Source organism: Streptomyces sp. PL-29, assembly GCF_058344425.1.
This window is the reverse complement of sequence record NZ_CP136996.1, coordinates 6902495-6923894: the sequence shown is the minus strand read 5'-3', so window position 1 is coordinate 6923894 and position 21400 is coordinate 6902495. Positions and strand designations below refer to the sequence as shown.

Annotated in this window: 22 protein-coding genes and 1 tRNA gene; 13 read left to right on the top strand and 10 right to left on the bottom strand. The window is 72.4% G+C overall.

Annotated elements, in window-relative coordinates; all coding sequences use genetic code 11:
* Positions 1-4: 4 nt before the first annotated feature.
* On the bottom strand, positions 5-2128 hold the full coding sequence (locus R4Z63_RS31495) for a SpoIIE family protein phosphatase (protein ID WP_037917385.1): 2124 nt from the start codon (positions 2126-2128) through the stop codon (positions 5-7).
* 223 nt (positions 2129-2351) lie between these two features.
* Between R4Z63_RS31495 and R4Z63_RS31490 the strand changes: the two genes are divergently transcribed.
* Positions 2352-2972 carry an L-threonylcarbamoyladenylate synthase gene (locus tag R4Z63_RS31490; RefSeq protein WP_037917382.1) on the top strand — a complete coding sequence of 207 codons (621 nt, stop codon included), beginning with the start codon at positions 2352-2354 and terminating at the stop codon, positions 2970-2972.
* Between the two features lie 114 nt (positions 2973-3086).
* Positions 3087-3827, top strand: coding sequence for a LamG domain-containing protein (locus tag R4Z63_RS31485; protein WP_384453804.1), 741 nt, complete (start codon positions 3087-3089; stop codon positions 3825-3827).
* Between the two features lie 35 nt (positions 3828-3862).
* Here the strand turns inward: R4Z63_RS31485 and R4Z63_RS31480 are convergent, their stop codons facing one another.
* From R4Z63_RS31480 to R4Z63_RS31470, 3 genes are all read right to left on the bottom strand, one after another.
* Entirely contained in the window at positions 3863-4576 is a 714-nt protein-coding gene (locus R4Z63_RS31480; protein ID WP_384453833.1) for an alpha/beta fold hydrolase, read from the bottom strand.
* Positions 4577-4654: 78 nt separating this feature from the next.
* A complete protein-coding gene (locus R4Z63_RS31475) occupies positions 4655-5368 on the bottom strand; it encodes a ribonuclease H family protein (protein ID WP_384453801.1) in 714 nt (237 codons plus the stop codon).
* Between the two features lie 233 nt (positions 5369-5601).
* Positions 5602-5805, bottom strand: coding sequence for a cold-shock protein (locus R4Z63_RS31470; protein WP_030036890.1), 204 nt, complete (start codon positions 5803-5805; stop codon positions 5602-5604).
* Between the two features lie 289 nt (positions 5806-6094).
* Between R4Z63_RS31470 and R4Z63_RS31465 the strand changes: the two genes are divergently transcribed.
* From R4Z63_RS31465 to R4Z63_RS31440, 6 genes are all read left to right on the top strand, one after another.
* Positions 6095-6168 (top strand) — tRNA-Met (locus R4Z63_RS31465).
* Between the two features lie 183 nt (positions 6169-6351).
* A complete protein-coding gene (locus R4Z63_RS31460; protein WP_037917377.1) occupies positions 6352-6849 on the top strand; it encodes a SigE family RNA polymerase sigma factor in 498 nt (165 codons plus the stop codon).
* The gene (locus tag R4Z63_RS31455; RefSeq protein ID WP_384453796.1) at positions 6842-7282 is read left to right on the top strand and encodes a hypothetical protein; all 441 of its coding nucleotides are present in this window, start codon (positions 6842-6844) and stop codon (positions 7280-7282) included. Before R4Z63_RS31460 ends, R4Z63_RS31455 begins: the two co-directional genes overlap by 8 nt.
* A 182-nt stretch (positions 7283-7464) precedes the next feature.
* Complete coding sequence (locus R4Z63_RS31450; RefSeq protein WP_384453793.1) at positions 7465-8700, top strand: mannosyltransferase family protein; 1236 nt, start codon at positions 7465-7467, stop codon at positions 8698-8700.
* 60 nt (positions 8701-8760) lie between these two features.
* On the top strand, positions 8761-8991 hold the full coding sequence (locus tag R4Z63_RS31445; RefSeq protein WP_037917373.1) for a hypothetical protein: 231 nt from the start codon (positions 8761-8763) through the stop codon (positions 8989-8991).
* A gap of 109 nt (positions 8992-9100) precedes the next feature.
* On the top strand, positions 9101-9931 hold the full coding sequence (locus R4Z63_RS31440) for a class I SAM-dependent methyltransferase (protein WP_384453789.1): 831 nt from the start codon (positions 9101-9103) through the stop codon (positions 9929-9931).
* A gap of 37 nt (positions 9932-9968) precedes the next feature.
* On the opposite strand, the gene R4Z63_RS31435 is transcribed toward R4Z63_RS31440, so the two are convergent.
* Complete coding sequence (locus R4Z63_RS31435; protein WP_384453786.1) at positions 9969-10928, bottom strand: LysR family transcriptional regulator; 960 nt, start codon at positions 10926-10928, stop codon at positions 9969-9971.
* A 183-nt stretch (positions 10929-11111) separates the two neighbouring features.
* Between R4Z63_RS31435 and R4Z63_RS31430 the strand changes: the two genes are divergently transcribed.
* Positions 11112-14585, top strand: coding sequence for a M28 family peptidase (locus tag R4Z63_RS31430; RefSeq protein ID WP_384453830.1), 3474 nt, complete (start codon positions 11112-11114; stop codon positions 14583-14585).
* A 69-nt stretch (positions 14586-14654) separates the two neighbouring features.
* Here the strand turns inward: R4Z63_RS31430 and R4Z63_RS31425 are convergent, their stop codons facing one another.
* The 4 genes from R4Z63_RS31425 to R4Z63_RS31410 all read right to left on the bottom strand — a co-directional run bounded on the left by R4Z63_RS31425 (position 14655) and on the right by R4Z63_RS31410 (position 17047).
* The gene (locus R4Z63_RS31425) at positions 14655-15041 is read right to left on the bottom strand and encodes a serine hydrolase (protein ID WP_384453783.1); all 387 of its coding nucleotides are present in this window, start codon (positions 15039-15041) and stop codon (positions 14655-14657) included.
* Positions 15042-15200: 159 nt separating this feature from the next.
* On the bottom strand, positions 15201-15488 hold the full coding sequence (locus R4Z63_RS31420) for a hypothetical protein (protein ID WP_037917367.1): 288 nt from the start codon (positions 15486-15488) through the stop codon (positions 15201-15203).
* Positions 15489-15794: 306 nt separating this feature from the next.
* Positions 15795-16205: a rodlin gene (locus R4Z63_RS31415; protein WP_037917365.1), complete on the bottom strand. Its 411-nt coding sequence runs from the start codon at positions 16203-16205 to the stop codon at positions 15795-15797.
* Positions 16206-16309: 104 nt separating this feature from the next.
* Positions 16310-17047 (bottom strand): class I SAM-dependent methyltransferase, encoded by a 738-nt coding sequence (locus tag R4Z63_RS31410; protein ID WP_384453779.1) that lies wholly within the window; start codon positions 17045-17047, stop codon positions 16310-16312.
* Positions 17048-17164: 117 nt separating this feature from the next.
* Between R4Z63_RS31410 and R4Z63_RS31405 the strand changes: the two genes are divergently transcribed.
* Together R4Z63_RS31405 and R4Z63_RS31400 are read left to right on the top strand one after the other, a co-directional pair.
* Positions 17165-18676 carry an AMP-binding protein gene (locus R4Z63_RS31405; RefSeq protein WP_384453776.1) on the top strand — a complete coding sequence of 504 codons (1512 nt, stop codon included), beginning with the start codon at positions 17165-17167 and terminating at the stop codon, positions 18674-18676.
* Positions 18677-18707: 31 nt separating this feature from the next.
* Positions 18708-19745 carry an alpha/beta hydrolase gene (locus R4Z63_RS31400; protein WP_384453774.1) on the top strand — a complete coding sequence of 346 codons (1038 nt, stop codon included), beginning with the start codon at positions 18708-18710 and terminating at the stop codon, positions 19743-19745.
* Between the two features lie 84 nt (positions 19746-19829).
* Here R4Z63_RS31400 and R4Z63_RS31395 read toward each other — a convergent pair whose 3' ends face one another.
* On the bottom strand, positions 19830-20012 hold the full coding sequence (locus R4Z63_RS31395; protein ID WP_037917361.1) for a hypothetical protein: 183 nt from the start codon (positions 20010-20012) through the stop codon (positions 19830-19832).
* Positions 20013-20132: 120 nt separating this feature from the next.
* Between R4Z63_RS31395 and R4Z63_RS31390 the strand changes: the two genes are divergently transcribed.
* Both R4Z63_RS31390 and R4Z63_RS31385 read left to right on the top strand, forming a co-directional pair.
* A complete protein-coding gene (locus tag R4Z63_RS31390) occupies positions 20133-20564 on the top strand; it encodes a GNAT family N-acetyltransferase (protein ID WP_384453770.1) in 432 nt (143 codons plus the stop codon).
* Positions 20565-20867: 303 nt separating this feature from the next.
* Positions 20868-21398 carry a hypothetical protein gene (locus R4Z63_RS31385; RefSeq protein WP_384682573.1) on the top strand — a complete coding sequence of 177 codons (531 nt, stop codon included), beginning with the start codon at positions 20868-20870 and terminating at the stop codon, positions 21396-21398.
* The last annotated feature ends 2 nt before the right edge of the window (positions 21399-21400 follow it).

Sequence of the window (21400 nt, the reverse complement as noted above, 5' to 3'; positions counted from 1 at the left end):
CAGGCTAGGCCCGTACCGGCGCGGCCGCGAGACGGGAGTCCTGGGTCAGGGACCGTGCGCGGGCGATGACGAGGGCCACGTCGTCGTGGTCGTCGGGGCGGCGCAGGGAGTCCAGGAGCCGGTCGCAGGTCTCCTCCAGCGGGCGCCCGGTGTCGGCCAGCAGGTCCAGCAGGAGACCGAGGCGCTCGTCGATGGGCTGGTCACGGGTCTCCACCAGGCCGTCCGTATAGAGCACCAGTTGGTCGCCGGGGGCCATGGCCACGGTGGTCGCCTCGAAGGGGATGCCGCCCACGCCGAGCGGCGCTCCGGTGGGCAGGTCGAGCAGCCGGGGTGCGTGGCCCGCCCGGATGAGCACGGGAGGCAGGTGTCCCGCGACGGCGATGCGGCATTGCGCGCGGTGCGGGTCGTGGACGACGTAGACGCAGGTGGCGATGGTCTCCTCCAGGGCGGCCGTGGTGCGGTCCAGCTGCTGGAGCACCTGGGGCGGGTCGAGGGCGAGTTCGGCGAGGGTGCGGGTCGCGGTGCGCAACTGCCCCATACTGGCTGCCGCGTTGATCCCACTGCCCATGACGTCGCCGATGACGAGGACGGTGGTGTCGTCCGGTCCCGCAATGGCGTCGAACCAGTCGCCGCCGATCTCGCTGCTGGCCGCGGCAGGCCGGTAGCGGGAGGCCACCTCCAGACCGGGTGTGGGCGGCGGGTGGTGGGGCAGCAGGTGGTGCTGGAGGGCGAGTGCGGTGTGGTGGGCGTTGCGGTACCAGCGGGCGTTGTCGATGCACACGGCTGCGCGCGCGGCCAGTTCGCCGGCCAGCACGATGTCGTCGTCGTTGAACGGGAGCGGATTGCGGGTGCGTTTGAGGTCCAGGGCGCCCAGGACCTCGCCGCGCGCGATGAGCGGGACGGCCAGGTAGGAGCGCAGTCCGGCGCGGGTCAGGAGGGAGGCGGCGTTGCTGTCGCGAGCGATCCGGGAGATGTCCCTGGCCTGCACGTGGGCGACGAGGACCGGGTGGCCGGTGGTCACGGACCGGGTGACCAGCCGGTCGGCGGCGTAGCGGGCGATGTCTCCCGGCGGGTCCGCGGCGCGGACGGCCTCGCTCGGATAGGCGGCGGCGACGGCGAGGGCGCGGAACACGGCCGGCTCGTGGGCCGACGACCTGAGCGTGGGCCGCCCTTCGAGGACCGAGTCGAGGATGTCGACGGCGGCGATGTCGGCGAGCTCGGGCACGACGACGTCCGCGAGCTCGCGGGCGGTCTGGTCGAGGTCGAGGGTGGTGCCGATGCGGACGGTGGCGTCCGCGATCAGCGCGAGGCGGCGGCGGCTGCGGGCGATCTCGAGGGCCGCCTGGTGGCTCTGGGTGACGTCGACCACCGAGGTGGCCAGGCCCAGGACCCGTCCGGTGGCGTCCTCGAGCCGGTAGTAGGACACCGACCAGGCGTGTTCGGTGCGGTGCCCGCCGTGGGTGCGTCCGGCCGTGAACTGCTCCAGCAGCGGAGTCCCGGTGGCCAGGACCTGGCGCATCGCCGACTCGGCGGCCTCCGTGTCGTCGAGGAAGGACAGGGCCTCCCGGACGCCCCGGCCGATGTGCTCGGAGGCGGGCAGCCCGTTGATCCGCTCCAGCGTGGGGTTGACCAGGACGTAGCGCAGCTCGGTGTCCAGGACGGCGAGCCCGATCGGGGACTGGGCCACGAGGCGGGCGGAGAGGGCGAGGTCCCGCTCCAGCTGCCGCAGTGTGGTGCGATCGGTCGCGATGCCCAGGGCGTACAGGTCGCCGCGATCGTCGAGCAGCCGCATGTTGCGGAACTCCACGAGGCGTGTGCTGCCGTCCTTGTGCCGTACCGGGAAGGCGCCCGCCCAGTCTCCGGCGCCGCCCATGACCCGGGCGAACAGCTCCGTCACCAGTCCGACGTGCTGCGTGTCGGCCAACAGCCGGGCCGCGGGCTGGCCGAGCGCCTCGTCCGCCGCCCAGCCGAACAATTGTTCTGCTTGTGGGCTCCACAGGGCGACCCGGCCGTCGGAGTCGAGCACAACGGCGGCCACGTTCAGGACGTCGAGGAGGCCGCTCGGCGGGGCGATCCCGGCTGCGCCGGGCTGGCTCTCGCTGGTCCCCGACCCGTCGATCGCACCCATCGGCGATGCTCCCTTCCGGCACCATCGGCCCGGCGGCCACCCGCCCCGGCCCGGCCCCGTCCGGGCGGTCCGGGGCGCACGGTCACCTCTCATCGTCCCCCGGAAACCGCCGGGAAGCGTCCGGAGCGGCCGGGCCCGGGCCCCGGCGGCGCCGGAGCGGCCGGGGCTCGGAGGCGGTCGGACGTGGTCGAAGGCGGTACCGGCGACCGCGTAGGCTCGGCGGATGGCGAAATACTTCGACGTGCACCCCGAGAACCCGCAGCGGCGCACCATCGACAATGTGGTCGGCATGATCCGCTCGGGCGGGCTCGTCGCCTACCCCACGGACTCCTGCTTCGCGCTGGGATGCCAGCTGGGCAACCGGGACGGCATCGGACGGATCCGCTCGATCCGCGATCTGGACGACCGCCACCACTTCACCCTGGTGTGCCAGAACTTCGCCCAGCTGGGGCAGTTCGTACGGATCGACAACAACGTGTTCCGCGCCATCAAGGCGGCCACTCCCGGCAGTTACACCTTCATCCTCCCGGCGACCTCGGAGGTGCCGCGCCAGCTGCTGCATCCGAAGAAGAAGACGGTCGGCGTCCGGATCCCCGACCACGTGGTGACCCAGGCCCTGCTCGCGGAGCTCGGCGAACCGCTGCTGTCAAGCACACTGCTGCTGCCGGACGAGGCGGAGCCGATGACCCAGGGCTGGGAGATCAAGGAGCGTCTCGACCACGAGGTGGACGCCGTACTGGACTCGGGTGACTGCGGCACCGAGCCGACCACGGTCATCGACTTCTCCTCCGGCGACGCCGAGATCGTCCGTCGCGGGGCCGGCGACACCTCGCGGTTCGAGTAGCCGGCGCTCGGATCGTCGCACGGCGGGGCGGGCTGCACACAAACCGGTGGACCGGTATGTATTCACCGGCAGGCGGGCATGCTGCAAGGGCTCGCGTTCTCGGGAAGGAGCGATGTGCTCACTCAGGTTCTCGACCGGATCCGACGGCTCCTCGGACGTTCCACCTCCACCACCCCCGACGGTGATGCCGTCAGCCCGGCGAGCGCCCGGGCCCCGGTCTTCACGGCGGACTTCGGCTCGACCCGCCAGTGGGTCGCCGGCCGTTCCTGGGCCTATCCGAACGGCGGCCCCACCAACCCCGGCGACAACAAGCTGGACCACCTGGTACCGGACCCCTTCTACAGCCGCACCGGCACCTTCCGTGCCGTCCGCCGCCCGGACGGCAAGTGGAACGCCGGGCTGCTGACCACCGAGGGCAGCGAGGAGGGCTTCATGGTGCGGACCGGCGACGTACTGGAGTCCCGCGTACGGCTGCCGGCCGAACTCGGGGCCTGGCCCGCGATCTGGACCTGGCTGGACGGCGGCAACGAGATCGACGTCTTCGAGTACCACCCGGACAACCCCGACCTCCTCGAACTGTCCAACCACGTCAGGGGCGGCTCCCGTTACCACCGGGACCCGACCGTCGGCCACGGCCGCTGGGTCGACCTCACGGTGGAATTCGGGTCCCGCTCGGTGGTGTGGTGGGTCAACGGCAAGCAGGTCTTCGCCGACCGGCGCGGTGTGGGACGGCGCTGGCGGGCCTATCTCATCGTCAACCTCTCGGTCTGCGCAGGCCGCTACCACCCGGCACCCGAGGCGGGAGTGTCCGAGATGGCCTTCGAGGTCGCCCACCTCCGCGTGTTCCGACCGTAGACACCGTAGAAGAACGAGTCCACATGGAGGTGCCCTCACTCCACGGCAGCATCCAGGAGAATCTGCGCCAGCTCGCGCGGCTGGGAGAACATCGGCCAATGGCCGGTGTCCATCGTGACCAGCCGCCAGAGCTCGCTGTTCAGCAGCTCAGCCACATCCTCGTCGGGCTCGGCGTCGTCAGGCTCGGCCCCCGGCATCACGCATAGGACGTAGGTCGCCGGAAGTTCACCGAGCGGCCCCGACAGCACAGCGGGCTCGGTCAGCGTGGCACCTGGGTGGGGCGTCGAGCCACGCACGAGGCGTGCGATCTGCTCTTCGGTGAGACCCTCGCCGTCGTAATGAGTAGCCGGCGCGAGCGGCCAGAACCCCCCGTTCTCGGCGATCGCCGCCTCCACCGCCGGCCCGCCGTCCGGCCAGGCGGAGACAAACGACTCGCCGTCAACCGGAACGCTTGAGTCGACGAATACCACGCGGGCCAGTCGGTCACCGATCCGCTCAGCGGCCTGACCTACCGGGATGCCCGAGTAACTGTGACCCACCAGGACCACGTCACGCAGACCCTGGCGTTCCACCTCGGCAACGATGTCCTGGACGTGAGTCGCCTGCCCCGCCGGTACACCCCGCTTGTCAGCAAGACCGGACAGCGTCAACGGATGGACGCCGTGGCCGGCCGCGCGCAGATACGGCACCACGTCGCCCCACGCCCACGCCCCGAGCCGTGCACCGGCAACCAGCACGAAATTCACCATGCCCGCACGGTAGCCGGGCAGCCTGACGATCATCTAGGAAATATTCTCGATATGCGCCCTGGTCCGCGGCCGGCCTGCTCAGCCCTCGGCCCCGATGGCGGCGGCCGCGCAGCTCTCGTGGCCCCAGCGGCTGCCGTTCTTGGCGATCATGTCGCCGACGGCGTACGGCGCACCGCAGGGGCAGCTGCCCGGGAACTTCGCCTTGATGGCCCGGCTCCCCCGGCTCGCCCGGCCCGCAGCCGATCCCGCACTCGATCGCTTCTTCGCCGTGGCGGCTCCCCGCCGTGCGGGCGCCGCGGGGGCCGGTACCGGCAGGTCCGTGTTCCCCAGGGCCGTGCCCGCCGCCTCCTGCCTGAGCGCCGCGTCACTGGCGGCCTGGTCGGCGATCGCGTTGAGGTGGTCGCCGTCCTCGCGGTGCGCGGGAACGTACCGGAAGGTCACGTCGCGCTCGGCGAGCAGGCCGTCGATCTCCTCGACGAGTTCGCGGTTCGCCACGGGCCCGCCGGAGGCGGTCTTCCAGCCGTTGCGCTTCCAGCCGGGCAGCCACTGGGTGACCGCCTTCATCGCGTACTGCGAGTCCATCCTCACCTCGACGGACGTCCCGGGCTCCAGCGCCTCCAACAGCCGCTGGAGCGCGGTCAGCTCCCCGATGTTGTTGGTGGAGCGCCCCAGCGGACCGGCCTCCCAGCGTTTCGGGTGTCCCTCGGCGTCGGCGATGACCCATCCCCAGCCGGCGGGTCCGGGGTTCCCCTTCGCCGCTCCGTCACAGGCGGCAATGATGCGATCAGACATCCTCCGATCATGCCTCATCCGCGGAGCGGTACGGCCCCGGCCGGCCAGGCTCACGGCCCGTCCCCCGGCGCGCGGCCCGCGCGTGCCGGAGGGGCCCGCGGACTCGGAGGCGGAGGAGACGAAACAGGGCCGTGCGGCGATGCCGCACGGCCCTGATCGTCCCTCCACCGGTTGGCCCCGAGAGGAGGAAACGGTTCTCCGGTACCCGGACCACGGCCCGGGTCGACCGGGGATCAGGCGGGGGTGATGTTCTCCGCCTGCGGGCCCTTCTGGCCCTGCGTGATGTCGAAGGTCACGGCCTGACCCTCCTGGAGCTCACGGTAGCCCGTGGCGTTGATCGCCGAGTAGTGGGCGAAGACGTCCGGGCCGCCGCCGTCCTGCGCGATGAAGCCGAAGCCCTTCTCGGAGTTGAACCACTTCACGGTTCCCGTAGCCATGTTCATGCCTTCCCGTTGACGTACGCCCTCCACACGGCGTGGAGGACGGAGGTGATCGCCCTGGTCCTACGGCACAACACAGCAAAACTGCCCACACCTGAAGGCGCGGGCAAGGCACTTGGAACCACGACAGCTACCGGAGAAGGTACACGCCTGCACGCACTGTCACCAGGGGGAATGATCACGCCTGCGCGGCGGGAATTCGCCCTTGTACGGACTTGCCGGGCGCCGCCGCCCGAAAAACCCGCCGCGGACCGTCCCCCGGATGCCGTAGGGTGAGGTCCACCGACGCGGGGTGGAGCAGCTCGGTAGCTCGCTGGGCTCATAACCCAGAGGTCGCAGGTTCGAATCCTGTCCCCGCTACTGCTCCCAAGGGCCCGGATCCACGAGGATCCGGGCCCTTGCGCCGTTCCGGACGGTCGCCGCGGCCCGTCCCCGCGCACGGCGTGACCGGCGTCACAGGATTTCCCGTCATCGGGTGTCGACCGGATCCGGTGCGCCGAGCGTATGCCGGGTGAGAGCGATATACGGATTCGGGAGCGATTTTTGACCGTCGAGGAGTTCGAGGCGTTCTACGCACAAGCGGCGGGGAGGCTCACGGGACAGCTGTACGTGATGCTCGGCGACCACCACGAGGCACAGGACGTGGTGCAGGAGGCCTTCGTCCGGGGGTGGGGGCGCCGTCGTCAGCTGGACCGCGAGGGCCGCCCGGAGGCATGGATCCGCACCGTGGCGTGGCGGCTCGCGGTCAGCCGCTGGCGGGTGCGCCGGCGTTCGGCCGAAGCCTGGCGGCGCAGTGCTCCGGCGGCGCACGTCGAGGGACCCGGTCCCGAGGCGGTGGCCTTGGTCGAGGCGCTGCGACAGCTGCCACTGAAGCAGCGCCGCACGATGGCGCTGCACTACCTGTGCGACCTGACGGTCGAGCAGATCGCCGCCGAGACCGCGCTGTCCGCGAGCACGGTCAAGACGCACCTGTCCCGCGGCCGGGCCGCGCTCTCCCACCATCTGCAGGATCCGCGCACCGAGGAGGCTCCCGATGCCTGAGTCCCACGACCCGCTGCGGTCCGCCTTCCGCGCCGCCGCCTCGGCCGGGCAGGCCGCGGCGGCACTCCCGCCCGTCACCGTCATCGCACACCGGGGCGAACGGGTCCGGCGGCGCCGGATCGTCGGCATCGCCGCCGCCTGCTGTCTGCTGTTCGGCGGATCCGGCGCGGCGCTGGCCGCGTTCCTGCCGCAGGACTCCGGCCGCCCGACCCTTCCGGCGACCACCCCGTCTCCCCCACCGGCGTCCGATCTGCCGACCACCGCGCCGACCACCGCGCCTCCCTCCGCGCAGGGCACCGCGTCCTCGCGGACCCCGCCCACCGCGACCGCCGGAGTGGGCGATCCCGACGCCACCCGGACGATGAGCGCCCGTCCGCCGCACAACCCGACCAACCCCGGCGCGCCCAGCGCCACCACCGCGCCACCCCGCTAGCGGGGTGTCCCGCGGATCGGGCCTGATCCGCGGGACACCTCCCGGCGGGCGCCCGGCCCCCACGCCGCGCCCGCCGCGCGCCCGCCCCGGGTGCGCCACCGCCCACACCGCCGCCTGCGGACAGCGGCCCGGAAAACCGGGCCGGTGGTTCCGCACGCCCTCAGACGGCCAGGAGATCCCCCGTGCCCGTTTCCGCACCGCACCGGCCGGCCGCAGCCGGCCGCTCGCGGCCCGCCCCGCCGGGTCGGCCGGCGCTCCCCCGTTCCCGCCGCGCGCTCCGGGCCCCACGGTGGCTCGGGCCGGCCGACCGCGAGGTGCTGTGGCTCTACCTGCTGACCCGCGTCGGCCTGTGGACCACCGCGGGGGCCGTCGGCTGGCTGTTCCCCTCCGACGGCGAGAGCCGCCGCCCTCCGTCGCTGCTCGGGCCCTGGGAGCGCTGGGACTGGGCGTTCTACCTCCGCATAGCCCGGGACGGGTACTTCCCCGATGCGACGGGTCCCTGGACGGTCGGCTGGGACAACAGGGAGGCCTTCCTGCCCGGTTTCCCTCTCGTCCTGCGCGCCGTGCACACGGTGGTCCCCTCCTGGGCCGCGTCCGGAGCGCTGATCTCCTTCGTCGCGGGTGGCGTCGCCGTCCTGGCCCTGGCCCGCCTCGCCCGAGACCGGCTGGGCCACGACGACGCGGGCCGGCGTGCAGCGGCCTTCCTGCTGGTCTCGCCCTGCGCGGTGTTCCTCGCGGCGGGCTACACCGAGTCGCTCTTCCTCGCGCTGGCCCTGCCCGCCTGGCTGGCGGCGCAGCGCCGGAGCTGGGCCGCCGCCTCGGTCCTGACCTGCCTGGCCTGCTCGGTGCGGGTGACCGGGTTGTTCCTCGCGGCGGCGCTGACCCTCCACTTCCTGATGACCGTACGGATCCGCACCGCCTGGCGGGCGGCCCCGTGGCTGCTCCTGCCGGCCCTCCCCCCGCTGCTCCACACCTGGTACCTGCATGCGGGGACGGGCGACTGGCAGGCCTGGAAGCACTCCCAGGAGCGTGGCTGGTACCGGGAGTTCCACCTGCCGTGGGAGGCCTGGTCCCACACCTGGACGGCCGCCTTCGGCCACACCCGGCCCACCGGCTACGCGATCATGTGGCAGGCGGAGCTGCTGGCCATGGTGACCGGGCTCGTCCTGCTCGCCGTACTGGTGCGGGGCCGCCACTGGCCGGAGGCCCTGTACATCGCCCTCACCCTGTGGGCCCTGGGCACGTCCTACTGGTACACCTCCGTGCCCCGCTCCACGCTGCTGTGGTGGCCGCTGTGGATCTCCCTGGCCGGCTGGAGCCTGCACCGCCGGTGGGTACGCGGTGCCTACCTGTACGTCGCGAGCCCGCTGTGCACCACGGTGGCCATCACCTTCCTCTCCGGACGCTGGGCCGGATAGCGCGTGCCCCGGCGCGGCGAACAGTCCCCCGGCCGGCCACCGGGCGCGCATACTCGGAGGATGGCCGACACCACCACCGTCGAGGTCGACACCGACGTGCGCGACCGGCTCGCCGCACTCGCCGCCGACCGCGGACTGAGCCTGCGCGCGTACCTTGCCGAACTCACCGCCGCCCAGGAGCACGCGACCGCGCTCGCGCTCGCCGCCCGGGCCTTCGAGGAGGCACTGGAGCGGCCCGGCTTCCGCGAGGGCTTCGCCCGCGACTTCGGAGGCCTCACGGCTCACGACTGACCCTCCGGCGCGCTCCGCCGACACCCGGGTGGCTCCACCGGCGGGCCGGTCCGCCGGACGGTCCCTAGGCTCAGGGTGGAAACGCTTCGAGCGCTGGAGGACGGCTGTCATGACCGATGCGGGCGAGGCGCGGCAAGCCGACCGCACCCTGAAGGCAGGGCACCGGGCGATGTGGGCGCTGGGTGACTATCCGTCCGTGGCCTCCCACGTCATCCCCCGGCTGGGACCGCTGCTGGTGAAGGAGTGCGGGGTCCGGACCGGTGACCGGGTCCTCGACATCGCCGCGGGGTCCGGCAACGCCGCCATTCCGGCGGCGCTGGCCGGCGCGGACGTCGTGGCGTCCGATCTGACCCCCGAGCTGCTGGAGACCGGGCGGCACCTGGCCGCCGTGCAGGGCGCGAAGCTGGAGTGGCGGGAGGCTGACGCCGAGGACTTGCCCTTCGCGGACGGCGAGTTCGACGTCGTGATGTCCTGCGTCGGCGTCATGTTCGCCCCGCACCACCGCACCGCCGCCGAGGAGATGCTCCGCGTGTGCCGGGCCGGCGGGACGGTCGGGCTGATCAACTGGACCCCGGAGGGCTTCGTCGGGCGGCTGTTCGCCGCGATGAAGCCGTATGCTCCGTCGGCCCCGCCGGGTGCGCAGCCACCACCTCTGTGGGGGGACGAGGAGTACGTCCACGAGCTGCTCGGCGACGCGGTCACCGATGTCGTCGCCCGCCGCAGGACGGTCCGCGTGTCCCTCTTCAAGAACCCTTGGGACTTCAGGGAGTTCTTCAAGGCCTGCTACGGGCCGACGATCGCCGTGTACCGCGCGGCGGGCGGCGATCCCGACAAGGTCGCGGCCCTGGACGAGGTGCTCGACGCCCTCGCCGCCGAACACACCACGGACGGCGTGATGGAGTGGGAGTACCTGCTGCTGACCGCCCACCACCGCGGCTGACCACGCCCGCGCCCGGGTCGGCCGGCCGGCCGGTGCGTCAGTCGACGACCGGGTGGACCTCGGGGTGCGCGTCCCACCACTCCCGGTGGAAGCGGTTGTTGTCGATGTTGGCCAGGTACGCGCGGGCCGCCGCCCGGTAGAGCTGCTGGGCCTGGTCGGCCGAGAGCGCCGAGCGGTTCCAGGCCAGGCGGATGCGTCCGGTGACGGGGCTGCCGACGAGGGGGCGCAGCACCGTGCCCGCGGCCGTCGGCGCCGTCGGCTGGCTGAGCGAGACCGCGCGGCCCGCCGCGATCAGGTCGTAGTGCATCTTGCGGTCGGTGATCCGGTAGCGCAGTGACGGGCTGAACCCGGCCTCGGCGCAGGCCGCGACGAGTGCCTCGGGGCCGCCGTCGTCGTCCTCCACCGGAGTCATCCACGCCTCCCCCGCGAGGTCGGCGAGGTCGATGCGGTCCGCACCGGCCAGCCCGTGGCTCGCGGACAGTCTGATCCCGAAGGGCTCCTTCGCGATCAGCGTCCTGGACAAGGTCCCTTCCGGCAGCGGCACTTCGTGGCCGTTGACCTCGCCGTAGACGATGGCGTCGTAGCGTCCGGCGCCGAGCATCCGGGCGAGCGCGGTCACCGAGTCCTCCAGATCGACAGCGATCTCCCGCCCGGACATCGACAGGTCGGTCTGAGCCAGCAGGCCGTCGAGCAGCACGAGCAGGATGCAGCCGAGGCGCAGCGGGCCGGCGGCCGAGAGGGCGCGCGCCTCGGCCCCCAGGGCGTCCATCTCGCTCAGCACCCGACGTGCTTTGGCCAGGACGAACTGTCCCAGCGCCGTGGGCTCCACGCCGCCCCTGCCCCGCACGAACAGGTCGCCACCGGTGACCCGTTCGATGCGCCTCAGCTGGGCGGACAGTGCGGGCTGCGAGACTCCCAGCCGCCGCGCCGCGCCCCCCAGGCTGCCCGCCTCCGCTATCCGGAGGACAGCTTGCAGATGCCTCAACTCCAGCTGCATCCGGGCAGCGTACGCAGGGCGCCCGCGACCGCACCATAACGCGGACCTTATGCCTGCCGGGATGTCCCATTCTCGTCATGCACACACTCATACTCGGCCGCGAACGACCACCACTCATCCCCGAACCCCCCACGATCGGAGTGGACGTTGCAACCCACCAGATGGACGGCGGCCGTGGCAGCGATGGCGCTGACCGCGAGCCTCGCCGGCGCCCTGGCCGGGACGGCATCGGCAGCGCCGCAGGCGCAGCCCGCACCGTCCCAGAAGGACACCCCCGCCGCACGCGCGGTCGCAGCCGCCGACCAGGCCGTCGACAGCGGTCTCGACTCCCTGGTCAACTCCGCGCAGGAGCAGTACGAGCGCAGGCTCGTCACCCCCTGGGTGAAGGACCTCTATTCGGTGTCGTACGAGCGCAGCTACCGCGGCCTGCCGGTCGTCGGCGGCGACGCGGTCGTCCTCGCGGACGGCGCCGGGAAGGTTCGAGCCCTCCAGTCCGCCTCTTCCGTACGCATCGACATCGCTACCCGGGCCACGGTGTCCGCGAAGGACGCCGAGGCCACCTCGCGGGCGAAGCTCGCCGCGGTCGACAAGGTCGAGAGCAGTCGGCTCGTCGTCCGGCTCAAGGGCGACAAGCCGGTGCTGGCGTGGGAGACCGTGCTGCGCGGCCGTACCAAGACCGCCCCCAGCAGGCTCCACGTCTTCGTCGACGCCCGCACGGGCGCGCTCGTCGACACCTACGACGACGTCGTCGCGGGCACCGGCAACAGCAAGTGGAACGGGCCCGGCCCGATCACCATCGACACCACCAACTCCGGTTCGACGTACACGCTGCGCGACCCCAACCGCACCGGCCTGAGCTGCGCGGACTACAGCACCGGTACGGTCTTCACGAAGTCCTCCGACTCCTGGGGCACCGGCAACCCCACGAGCAAGGAGACCGGCTGCGTCGACCTGATGTTCGCAGCTCAGAAACAGTGGGACATGCTCTCCCAGTGGCTGGGCCGCAACGGCGTCAGCGGAAACGGCCGCTCCTTCCCCGCCAAGGTCGGGCTGAACGACCTGAACGCCTACTGGGACGGCAGCTCGGTCACCATCGGACGCAACACCGCGAACGAGTGGATCGCCGGCGTCGACGTGGTGGCCCACGAGTACGGGCACGCCATCGACTCCAACACCCCCGGCGGTACCAGCGGCCAGGAGGCCGGTCTCGGCGAGGCCACCGGTGACATCTTCGGCGCGCTGACCGAGGCCTACATCAACCAGCCCGCCCCGTACGACACGCCGGACTACACCGTGGGCGAGGTGATCAACCTCCAGGGCCGGGGCCCGATCCGCAACATGTACAACCCGCCGGCCGTCAACAATGACCCGGCCTGCTACAGCTCCGCGATACCCGGTACGGAGGTGCACGCGGCCGCCGGTCCCCTGAACCACTGGTTCTACCTGCTGGCCGAGGGCACCAGTCCGGGCGGTGGCAAGCCCAACAGCAGCACCTGCAACGGAACCACGCTGACCGGTGTGGGCGTGCAGAACGCCGGCAAGATCTTCTACGGCGGCATGCTGCTCAAGACCAGCAGCATGTCGTACCGGAAGTACCGCACGGCGACGCTGAACTCGGCAAAGTCGCTGGACGCCACCTGCGGCCTCTTCAACACGACGAAGGCGGCCTGGGACGCCATCAGCGTGCCGGCCCAGTCCGCCGACCCGACCTGCACCCCGAGCGGCCAGAACAACGACTTCTCGATGGCGCTGACCCCCTCGTCGGGCACCGTCCAGCAGGGCGGCACGGTCACCACCACAGTCGGTACCACCGTCACCACCGGCACCGCCCAGTCGGTGACGCTGACCGCGTCCGGCCTGCCGGCCGGAGTGAGCGCCTCCTTCAACCCCGCCACCGTGCAGTCCGGACAGTCCTCGGTGCTGACGCTGACCGCCGGCTCCAACGCCGCGCCGGGCACGTCCACGGTCGTCGTCAAGGGCCAGGGCACGGCGCTGTCCCACACGGTCGACTTCACGCTGAACGTCGGCGGGACACAGCCCGGCAACGACCCGCCGGACATCGACGTCGCCAACGTGCGAGCGCACCTGTCACAGTTCAACACCATCGCCTCGCAGAACGGCGGTCACCGCCGTGCGGGCAGCGCCGGCTACAACCAGTCGCTGGCCTACGTCAAGGGCAAGCTCCAGGCGGCCGGCTACACGGTCACGGAGCAGTACTGCTCCTCGTGCGCCTACCCCTCCAACAACCTGATCGCCGACTGGCCCGGCGGTCCCACCGACCAGACCGTCATGTTCGGCGCCCACCTGGACGGCGTCTCGGCCGGCCCCGGCATCAACGACAACGGCTCGGGCTCCGCGACCCTACTGGAGAACGCGCTCGTCCTCGCCCAGAAGAACCCGACGATGACCAAGCACGTGCGCTTCGCCTGGTGGACCGACGAGGAGCAGGGCCTCAACGGCTCGAAGTTCTACGTCAACCAGCTCAGCAGCAGCCAGCGCGCGGCCATCAAGGGCTACTACAACTTCGACATGGTCGGCTCGACCAACGGCGGCTACTTCATCAACAACCTGAACTCCGCCACCGCCGCGCCGCTCAAGGCGTACTGGACCTCACTGAACCTGGCGCCCGAGGAGAACACCGAGGGGCAGGGCCGCAGCGACGACTACTCCTTCCAGCAGGGCGGCATCCCCACCTCCGGCTACGCGGCCGGAGCCAGCGCCCGCAAGACCTCGGCACAGGCCTCGAAGTGGGGCGGCACCGCGAACGCCGCCTACGACTCCTGCTACCACAGCTCCTGTGACACCGCGAACAACATCAACGCCACGGTGCTCGACCGCAGCGCGGACGGCGTCGCCTACGCACTGTGGAAGCAGGCCGTCGGCGGCGAGACCCCGGCGCAGGACTTCTCCATCGGGGTCAGCCCGGCCGCGGGCAGTGCGGCTCCGGGCGGTTCGGTCTCGGCGACGGTGAACACCGCCACCGTGAGCGGCACCGCGCAGACGGTCGCGCTCTCCGTCTCCGGCGCACCGGCCGGCGTGACCGCCTCGCTCAGCCCGTCGTCGGTGGTGTCCGGCACCTCCTCGACGCTGTCCGTCCAGGTCGGCGCGGGCACGGTGCCCGGCACGTACACCCTGACCGTCACCGGCTCGGGCACCGTCGCCCACACCACCACCTACACGCTGACCGTCACGGGCGGGGGCAGCTGCACCCCGCGCCAGCTGGTGGTCAACGGCGGCTTCGAGAACGGCTCCAGTCCGTGGAGCGCGACCGCCGGCGTGATCACCAGCCAGTCCGGCCAGGCCCCGCACAGCGGCAGCTACAAGGCCTGGCTCAACGGGTACGGCTCACCCCACACGGACAGCGCCTCGCAGTCGCTGGCCATCCCCTCGGGCTGTGCCTCGTACCGGCTCTCGTTCTTCCTCCACATCGACACGGACGAATACGCGAGCGTCGTCTACGACCGGTTCACGGTCTCCGTGGCCGGCCAGACGCTGGCGTCCTTCTCCAACCTGGACGCGAAGCCCGGATACGCCGAGAAGACCTACGACCTGTCGGCGTACGCGGGCCGGACCGTCACCCTGAAGTTCAACGGCGTGGAGGACCAGTCCCTCCAGACCTCCTTCGTCGTGGACGACGTCGCCCTCCAGGTGAGCTGAGCCCCGGGCTGAGCCCTCCCGACCCGACGCAGCCCGGCCCGGCCCCGCACGCGGGGGCCGGGCCGGGCCTCACGCCGTACGGTCGCCGGCGAACTCGGCCTCGAGGACCTGCGTGAACAGGCCGATCGGGTCGTTCCAGTCGCCGTTGACGCTCTGGGCGAGGAGGTGCCCGCCGTCGCGGGTGCCGTAGGTGTAGCAGTACGAGCCGTTGATGGCACCGCCCATGCCCCAGACCGTGGCACCGGAGGACAGCGCCATCGACGACATGCCCAGGCCGTAGGAGGCGCCGGGGATCCACTGGCCCGCGGGAGCCGGTCGGACCGCGAACATCTCCGCCTGCTGGGCGGGCGGCAGCAGCCGGCCGCCCAGCAGTGCGGCGAAGAAGCGGTTCAGGTCCCCGGCGGTGGAGACCATGCCGCCGGCCGACCAGGCGAAGCTGGTGTTCAGCTCGGTCACGTCGTGGATCTCGGCGTCGGGGGCGGTGAGGAAGTTCTTGCTGTAAAAGCGGGCGTGCGGGCCGCGCAGTTCGTGCTCGTCGGCACCCCGGGCGCGCTGGCCCGCTCCCGGCCACCATCCGTACGACCCAAACGCCCCGGTTGACCCGTCCGCCCGCCGCTACGTGCGGCGGGATCCGCGGCCCCCGCCCTCGGGGGCGATCATGGCGATCAGCCCGTAGTCCAACTCCGCGCCGTCGACGAGCAGGGCCTCGATGGTGCGCGTGGTGGGGTCGATGTCGGCCTCCACGCCCTGCCCCCGGTAGCGGGGGTATCCCGAGGCCCCTCGCTCTCCGGTCGCCTCGACCACGGCCGACCTCAGGGCGCGGTCCGCCGGCGAGGCGCCGCGGAGGTTCTCGATGTGCTCGGGCACCACCAGGATCTCGAAGCTCTGCGGCTCAGTGGTCATGGAACCGAAGCTACCGGATGGGGCGCCGCACATCCGGTTTCACACGTCGCGGCGCCGCACCGCGATCACCGCGAGAGCCGCGGAACGCAGCACGCAGCACGCAGCACGCAGCAGAGCCTCCGGCCCGGTCGGGCGGGAGGCTCTGCGGTGCGGGGTTCGGTGCCCACGTCGACGGCCGTCCGGCCGGCGCGCGCCGTTCTGTGCGTCGGATCGGTGGATCCGGGTGGAGCAAGCCGGGGCCTCGTGGGCACTCGCGCAGGCGTCGGAGGCCCCGGCTCGTACAACTCTTGCAAGAAGGGGACTGCGTCAGCTGCCGGCCGAGACGTTGCCCGAAAGGACCGGGATGTTGTCCAGGATGTGGGAGAGTGGCTCGTCGCCCTTGGCCTGGGTGGAGTTCTCGGTGCACTGCTGGTTCTGCGGGTTGGACAGGACGTTGATGTCCTGGACGCCGACGTTGACCAGGGCCAGGATCGACTGGGCGTTGACCTTCGCCGGCAGACCGATGCAGGGCTTGTTCAGCGTGCCCTGGACCAGGCCGAGCTGCGGGCTCTGGTCGCCCGTGGTCTTCTGGTTACCGTAGATCTGCTGGGCACCGTTTCCGTTGACGGTGTTGACCCCGTTGTCGTTGCCGACGGCCATGGCCGGGGCGGCGACTGCGGCGCCCGCGCCGACGATGGATGCGGTGGCGGCGGCGGTGGCCATAATCTTCTTGAGCATCAGGTGTCCTTGTGTCACACGGGTGCATGAGGGTGAGCGCCTTGATCAACGGCCGGAGGGACGCCGGGTTCCGGGGCTTCACCCGATTGGCGGCACGCCCTGTCTCAGCGGGCCCGGACGGCCACGTTCAGCTCGACCACGTAGCGCTCCTCGACCCACCCGTCGGGGAAGCGGAGCATGAGCAGGGCGCGTTCCTCGGCCAAGAACGCCTCCGTCCCGGGCTCGCCGACGAGGAAGAGGGAGTGCGTGGACAGTTTGGCCAGGTGCGTGTCGACCGGGACCCGGCGCGACCAGGACAGGTGACGGCCCGTGAAGCGCAGCCCGTCCTGGGGGCGGGCCCGTTCGTTGATGTACCAGCCCGGCCCGAACCGGGCCTCGATGCGGGCCTGCTGCTCCGCGATCCATCCGATCGTCACGTCCGGGTCGTTGTGCCAGATGGCCAGTGCCCCGCCGGGCCGCAGTACCCGCAGCGCCTCGGGGACGGCCCGGTCCGGATCGGTCCAGTGCCAGGACTGCGCGTAGGTCAGCAGGTCCAGACATCCAGACGACAGCGGCAGCCTGTTGCCGTCGGCCCGCACCAGCGGGGTGCCGGGATTACGCCGCCGGAACTCGGCGGCCATGCCCTCGCCCGGCTCCACCCCGACCACGCGGGCGCCGCGCGCCTCCAGTAGCGACGTGGCGATTCCCGTACCCGCGCCCACGTCGGCGACGCGGGCGCCGTCCAGGGGGAAGCCGGCCAGTTCCGCCAGCGTGTCGAAGAGCTCGGGCGGATACGAGGGGCGGCTCGCGGCGTAGCGCGCGGCCGCGGAGCTGAATGAACGAGCACGGGATTCGGTCGTCATGACGCCCATGATGCCGCTGGGCCGGCCGTCCGTGGAGTGCGCCGCCGGTGTGGTGGGAGCCGGCTCGGCGGGAGTGACCGTACGATCGCCCTCGGTACGGCGAGAGGCGGATCGCACGTGGTGGCCGCACGGTATGTCACGGACCTGGTAGGGGCGTTCGAGCGGTATGCCGGGCGGCCTGCCCTCGGGGTCGGTCCGGTCGTGCTGCGGTTCGAGGAGGTGCTCGACGCGTCCTGGCGGCTCGCCGCGGTGCTGGCCGAGGCGGGGATCGGGCATGGCTCGGGGCTCGCCTGCGTGGCGGGCACCAACCGGACCGAGGTGCTGCTGCTGCGGATCGCCGCACACCTGCTGGGTGCGCGGCTGACCCAGGTCGTGGCCGGACCTGCCCTGTACGGGCTGGACTTCATCCTGCGGGACTGCCGGCCGGACCTGGTGGTGCACGACGTTCCGGTACCCGGCACCGGGGCGCTCCGGCTGGGCCTGGACGAGGCGATCCGACGCTCGGGGCGGCGCGCCGCCGTACCGGTGACCGTGCGGGCGCGGGACGACGACGTGGCGCGGGTGACCTACACCGGCGGGACGACGGGGCGGCCCAAGGGGGTCGCCTCGACCTTCGGCGCGATGGCGGCGCGCAACTCCGTACGGCCGGCCGGCTGGGCGAGGACCGGCTACCTGTCGGTCACCTCGCTCGCGCAGCGGTCCGGGGGGCGGTGCCTGGAGCAGTTCCGGGCCGGCGGGCGGGTGGAGATCCTCGATCCCTTCGGGACGAGGGAGTTCGCGGCGGCCTGTCAGCGTCTGGGACCCGTCTCCACGTACCTGACGACCTCGATGGTCTACCGGCTGCTGGACGATCCCGCGACCGCCCACGGAGTGCCCGGGCTGGCGATCGTCTCGTACGGGGACTCGCCGGTCCATCCGGAGCGGCTGCGGGAGGCGGTGACGCGCTGGGGCGGGCGCTGGCGGCAGGGCTACGGCACGAACGAGGCAGGGGTGATCTGCCGGCTGACGCCCGCCGACCACGACGCGGGGGTGGGCGGGCGGCCCGAGCTGCTGGCTTCGGTCGGCAGGCCCGTCGCGGGGGTGGAGGCCGAGGTGCGGGACGGACGGGGTGCGGTGGTGGCCGCCGGGCAGACGGGTGCGGTGTGGATCCGGTCGGCGGCGATGATGTCGGGCTACTGGGGCCGGTCCGGGACGACGGCTGAGGCGGTGCGCGACGGCTGGCTGCGGACGGGTGACCTCGGGCACTTCGACGGGGCCGGCTACCTGTACCTCGACGACCGGGACGCGGACGTGGTGATGGTCGACGGGGACAACGTGTACTGCGTGCCCGTGGAGGCGGCGCTCGCCCGGCATCCCGCGGTCGCGCAGGCCGTGGTGGTGGGCCGGCACAGCGAGCTTACCGGCGAGCAGGTGTGCGCCTTCCTGGTCCCGGCGGCCGGTCGCGTGCCGGGGCCGGGGTTGGCCGACGAGGCCTGCGACCTGGTGGAACGGACACTGGCGCGGGCGCACCGGCCCACCGCGGTGTTCTGGGTACGGGAGATCCCGCTCACCGCGCGGGGCAAGCCGGACAAACGGCGGCTGCGTGAGCGCGCGGCAGCGGCGGCGCGGTCGCCGGGCGGTGGGGAGTAGGCGGGCCGGGGCGGGTGGTTGACTGGGGGGCATGGATCTCGCGCGAAACGGGCCCGGACCCGACTCCGCGGTGCGGTGTGCGCCGCCGTTCGACGCCGAACTGGCCGCCGCGCTGGCGGTCTCGGCGGACGGGGCGGACGGGAAGGCCGGGGAGCCGTTCACTCCGGAGAACCTCGCCGCCCGGCAGGAGCGGGACGTCGCCGAGCGGCCGCGGCCGACCGTGCCGGAGCTTCGCGCCGGCGGGTGCTTCGAGGTCGACGAGCTGTGCGTGCCCGGGCCGCCCGGCGGCCCGGACGTGACGCTGCTGAGCGCGCGGCCCGCCGGCCTCGACGAGGCTCTTCCACTGCTCTACTACATGCACGGCGGCGGCATGATCCTGGGCAACGCATCGGTCGTGCTTCCCCAGTTGCTCCGCGAGTGGGCCCTACCTCTGGAGACGGCCGTCGTCTCCGTCGAGTACCGGCTGGCTCCCGGGGTACGCCATCCCGGACCGGTGGAGGACTGCTACGCCGGTCTGGTCTGGGCGGCCGCGCACGCCGCGGAGCTGCGTATCGACCCGGAGCGCATCGTCATCGGCGGGAAGAGCGCCGGCGGCGGCCTCGCCGCGGCGCTCGCCCTGCTCACCCGTGACCGGGGCGGGCCCCGGCCCATCGGCCAATTGCTGCTGTGCCCGATGCTCGACGACCGCGGCGACACCTTCTCCAGCCGCCAGATGACCGGCGTCGACGTCTGGGACCGGTCCTCCAACGCGACGGCGTGGCAGGCGCTGCTGGGCGACCTGTACGGCACCCCGGATGTGCCGCCGTACGCGGCTCCCGCACGTGCCGCGGACCTGTCCGGACTGCCCCCGGCCTACATCGACGTCGGGTCGGCCGAGACGTTCCGCGACGAGGACGTGGCCTACGCCAACGCGATCTGGCAGGCGGGCGGTCAGGCCGAACTGCACGTATGGCCAGGGGCCTTCCACGGGTTCGACACCGTCGCGCCGAACGCGGCCCTCAGCCGGGAGGCCCGTGCCGCCCGCACCCGCTGGCTCCGGCGCGTCCTCAGCCGGTCCGCGGGCGCCTGAACGCCTCGGCGAGCGGGGCCGGTGCGCGGCCGGGCCCAGGGCGCTTCGCGCGGCGCGGCTACGGCTACGACGGCAGCTGTTCGCTCAGGCGGCCGGGACCACCGAGGCCCGCATGACCGCGGCCCATTCCCGGAGCAGGGCGGCGTGACGGATGCGCTCCGCGTCGGAGAGGCGGCCTTCGGCGCGCGCGAACAGACAGCGGATGTCGGCGTTGATCTCGGCGAGGCTGCGGTCGGGGGCCGGGCGCTGGTCAGGAGTCGGGCTCACGTGATCAACAGTAGGGCCGGGGGCCGACAACCGTGGACCGTGTCCGGCATGCGGACGGCGGGTTCCCACTTCGGACACTCGTGCGTGCCGCCACCGCATCGGGTCCCGTACCCTGCCGCCGTGAAGATCATCGACCTGGAGCCCGGTGACGCCCGGCTCGTCTCCGACCTGCTCCCCGTGCTGCTCGAATTGCGTCCGCATCTCACCGAGGAGCTCTTCCTCTCGGTCGTCGCCGAGGGCCGGGCCCAAGGACTGCGCTTCACGGCGGCCTACGACGCGGACGGTGCGTGCGTAGGCGCGGCGGGCTGGCGGATCGTGGCCAACACGTCCATGGTCCGCAAGCTCTACGTGGACGATCTGGTCACCTCGGCCACCGCCCGTTCCGGCGGCGTGGGACACGCACTGCTCACGCACCTGGAGCAGCACGCCCGCGCCTCCCGGTGCACCGCCCTCACCCTCGACTCCGGCACCCAGCGGACCGACGCGCACCGTTTCTACTTCCGCGAGCGGATGGCCGTGACCGCCTTCAGCTTCGAGAAGCCGCTCGGCTGAGGGCGGCCGCGGGACCGGCCTGCCTCCTCCGTGACCGGATCGTCGCCGCCCCGAGGCCCGATCGGGCTCGTGGGGCCGAAGCTCGCCTGTTAGGTTCCTGACGTCGTCGACCCCGGGGGAACCGAACCCATGCCCGTAGCCAGACCTCGCCGCCGCGGCCTGCGTGCCGCGGCCGCAGCCGCCGCCCTGCTCGCCGGATGTTCCGGATGCGGGAACGGGGACGGCGGGGACACGCAGGCCACGCCGGCGTCCTCGTCATCCCCGTCGCCGTCGTCATCCCCGTCGGCATCGGCATCGCCGTCGGTGTCGGCCACGGCCGCGCCCACCGTCGCGGCCACGACCGCCGCGCCCCGTTCGGCGGCTCCGCCGGTGACGCCGCCTCCGGCTCCGACCCGCCTGACCGCTGCCGTGGCCACCCGCGGCGGCCGGCTCGGCCTCGTACGGGGCGGCGCCGCGCAGGAGTTCACCGTGACCCTGCGGAACGGGAACTCCGCCGACTACCGGCATCTGCTCGTGACCTTCCAGATGGAGATGCTCGTCGGCGAACCGGGTGACCGGCCGGACGACGGTCCGGGCTTCCTGCTGGAGCGCCTCGACCAGGCCTCCGGCACCTGGCGTCCGGCCGAACTGCGCGTGGCGAACGATGTCAAGCCCCTGTCGCTGTTCACGGGAGGCCGTCCCCTCGCCCGTGATGCCGTCCGGGTCGAGCGCTACCGGCTGCGCGCGACCGCCGGCGGCCCGACGGGCAGCACCCCGTTGGTGGTGTCCTTCGTCGACACGGATGCCGATCGCGAGGCCACGCCCCATGTCCTGCTCGGGCACAGCACCGCCTGAGC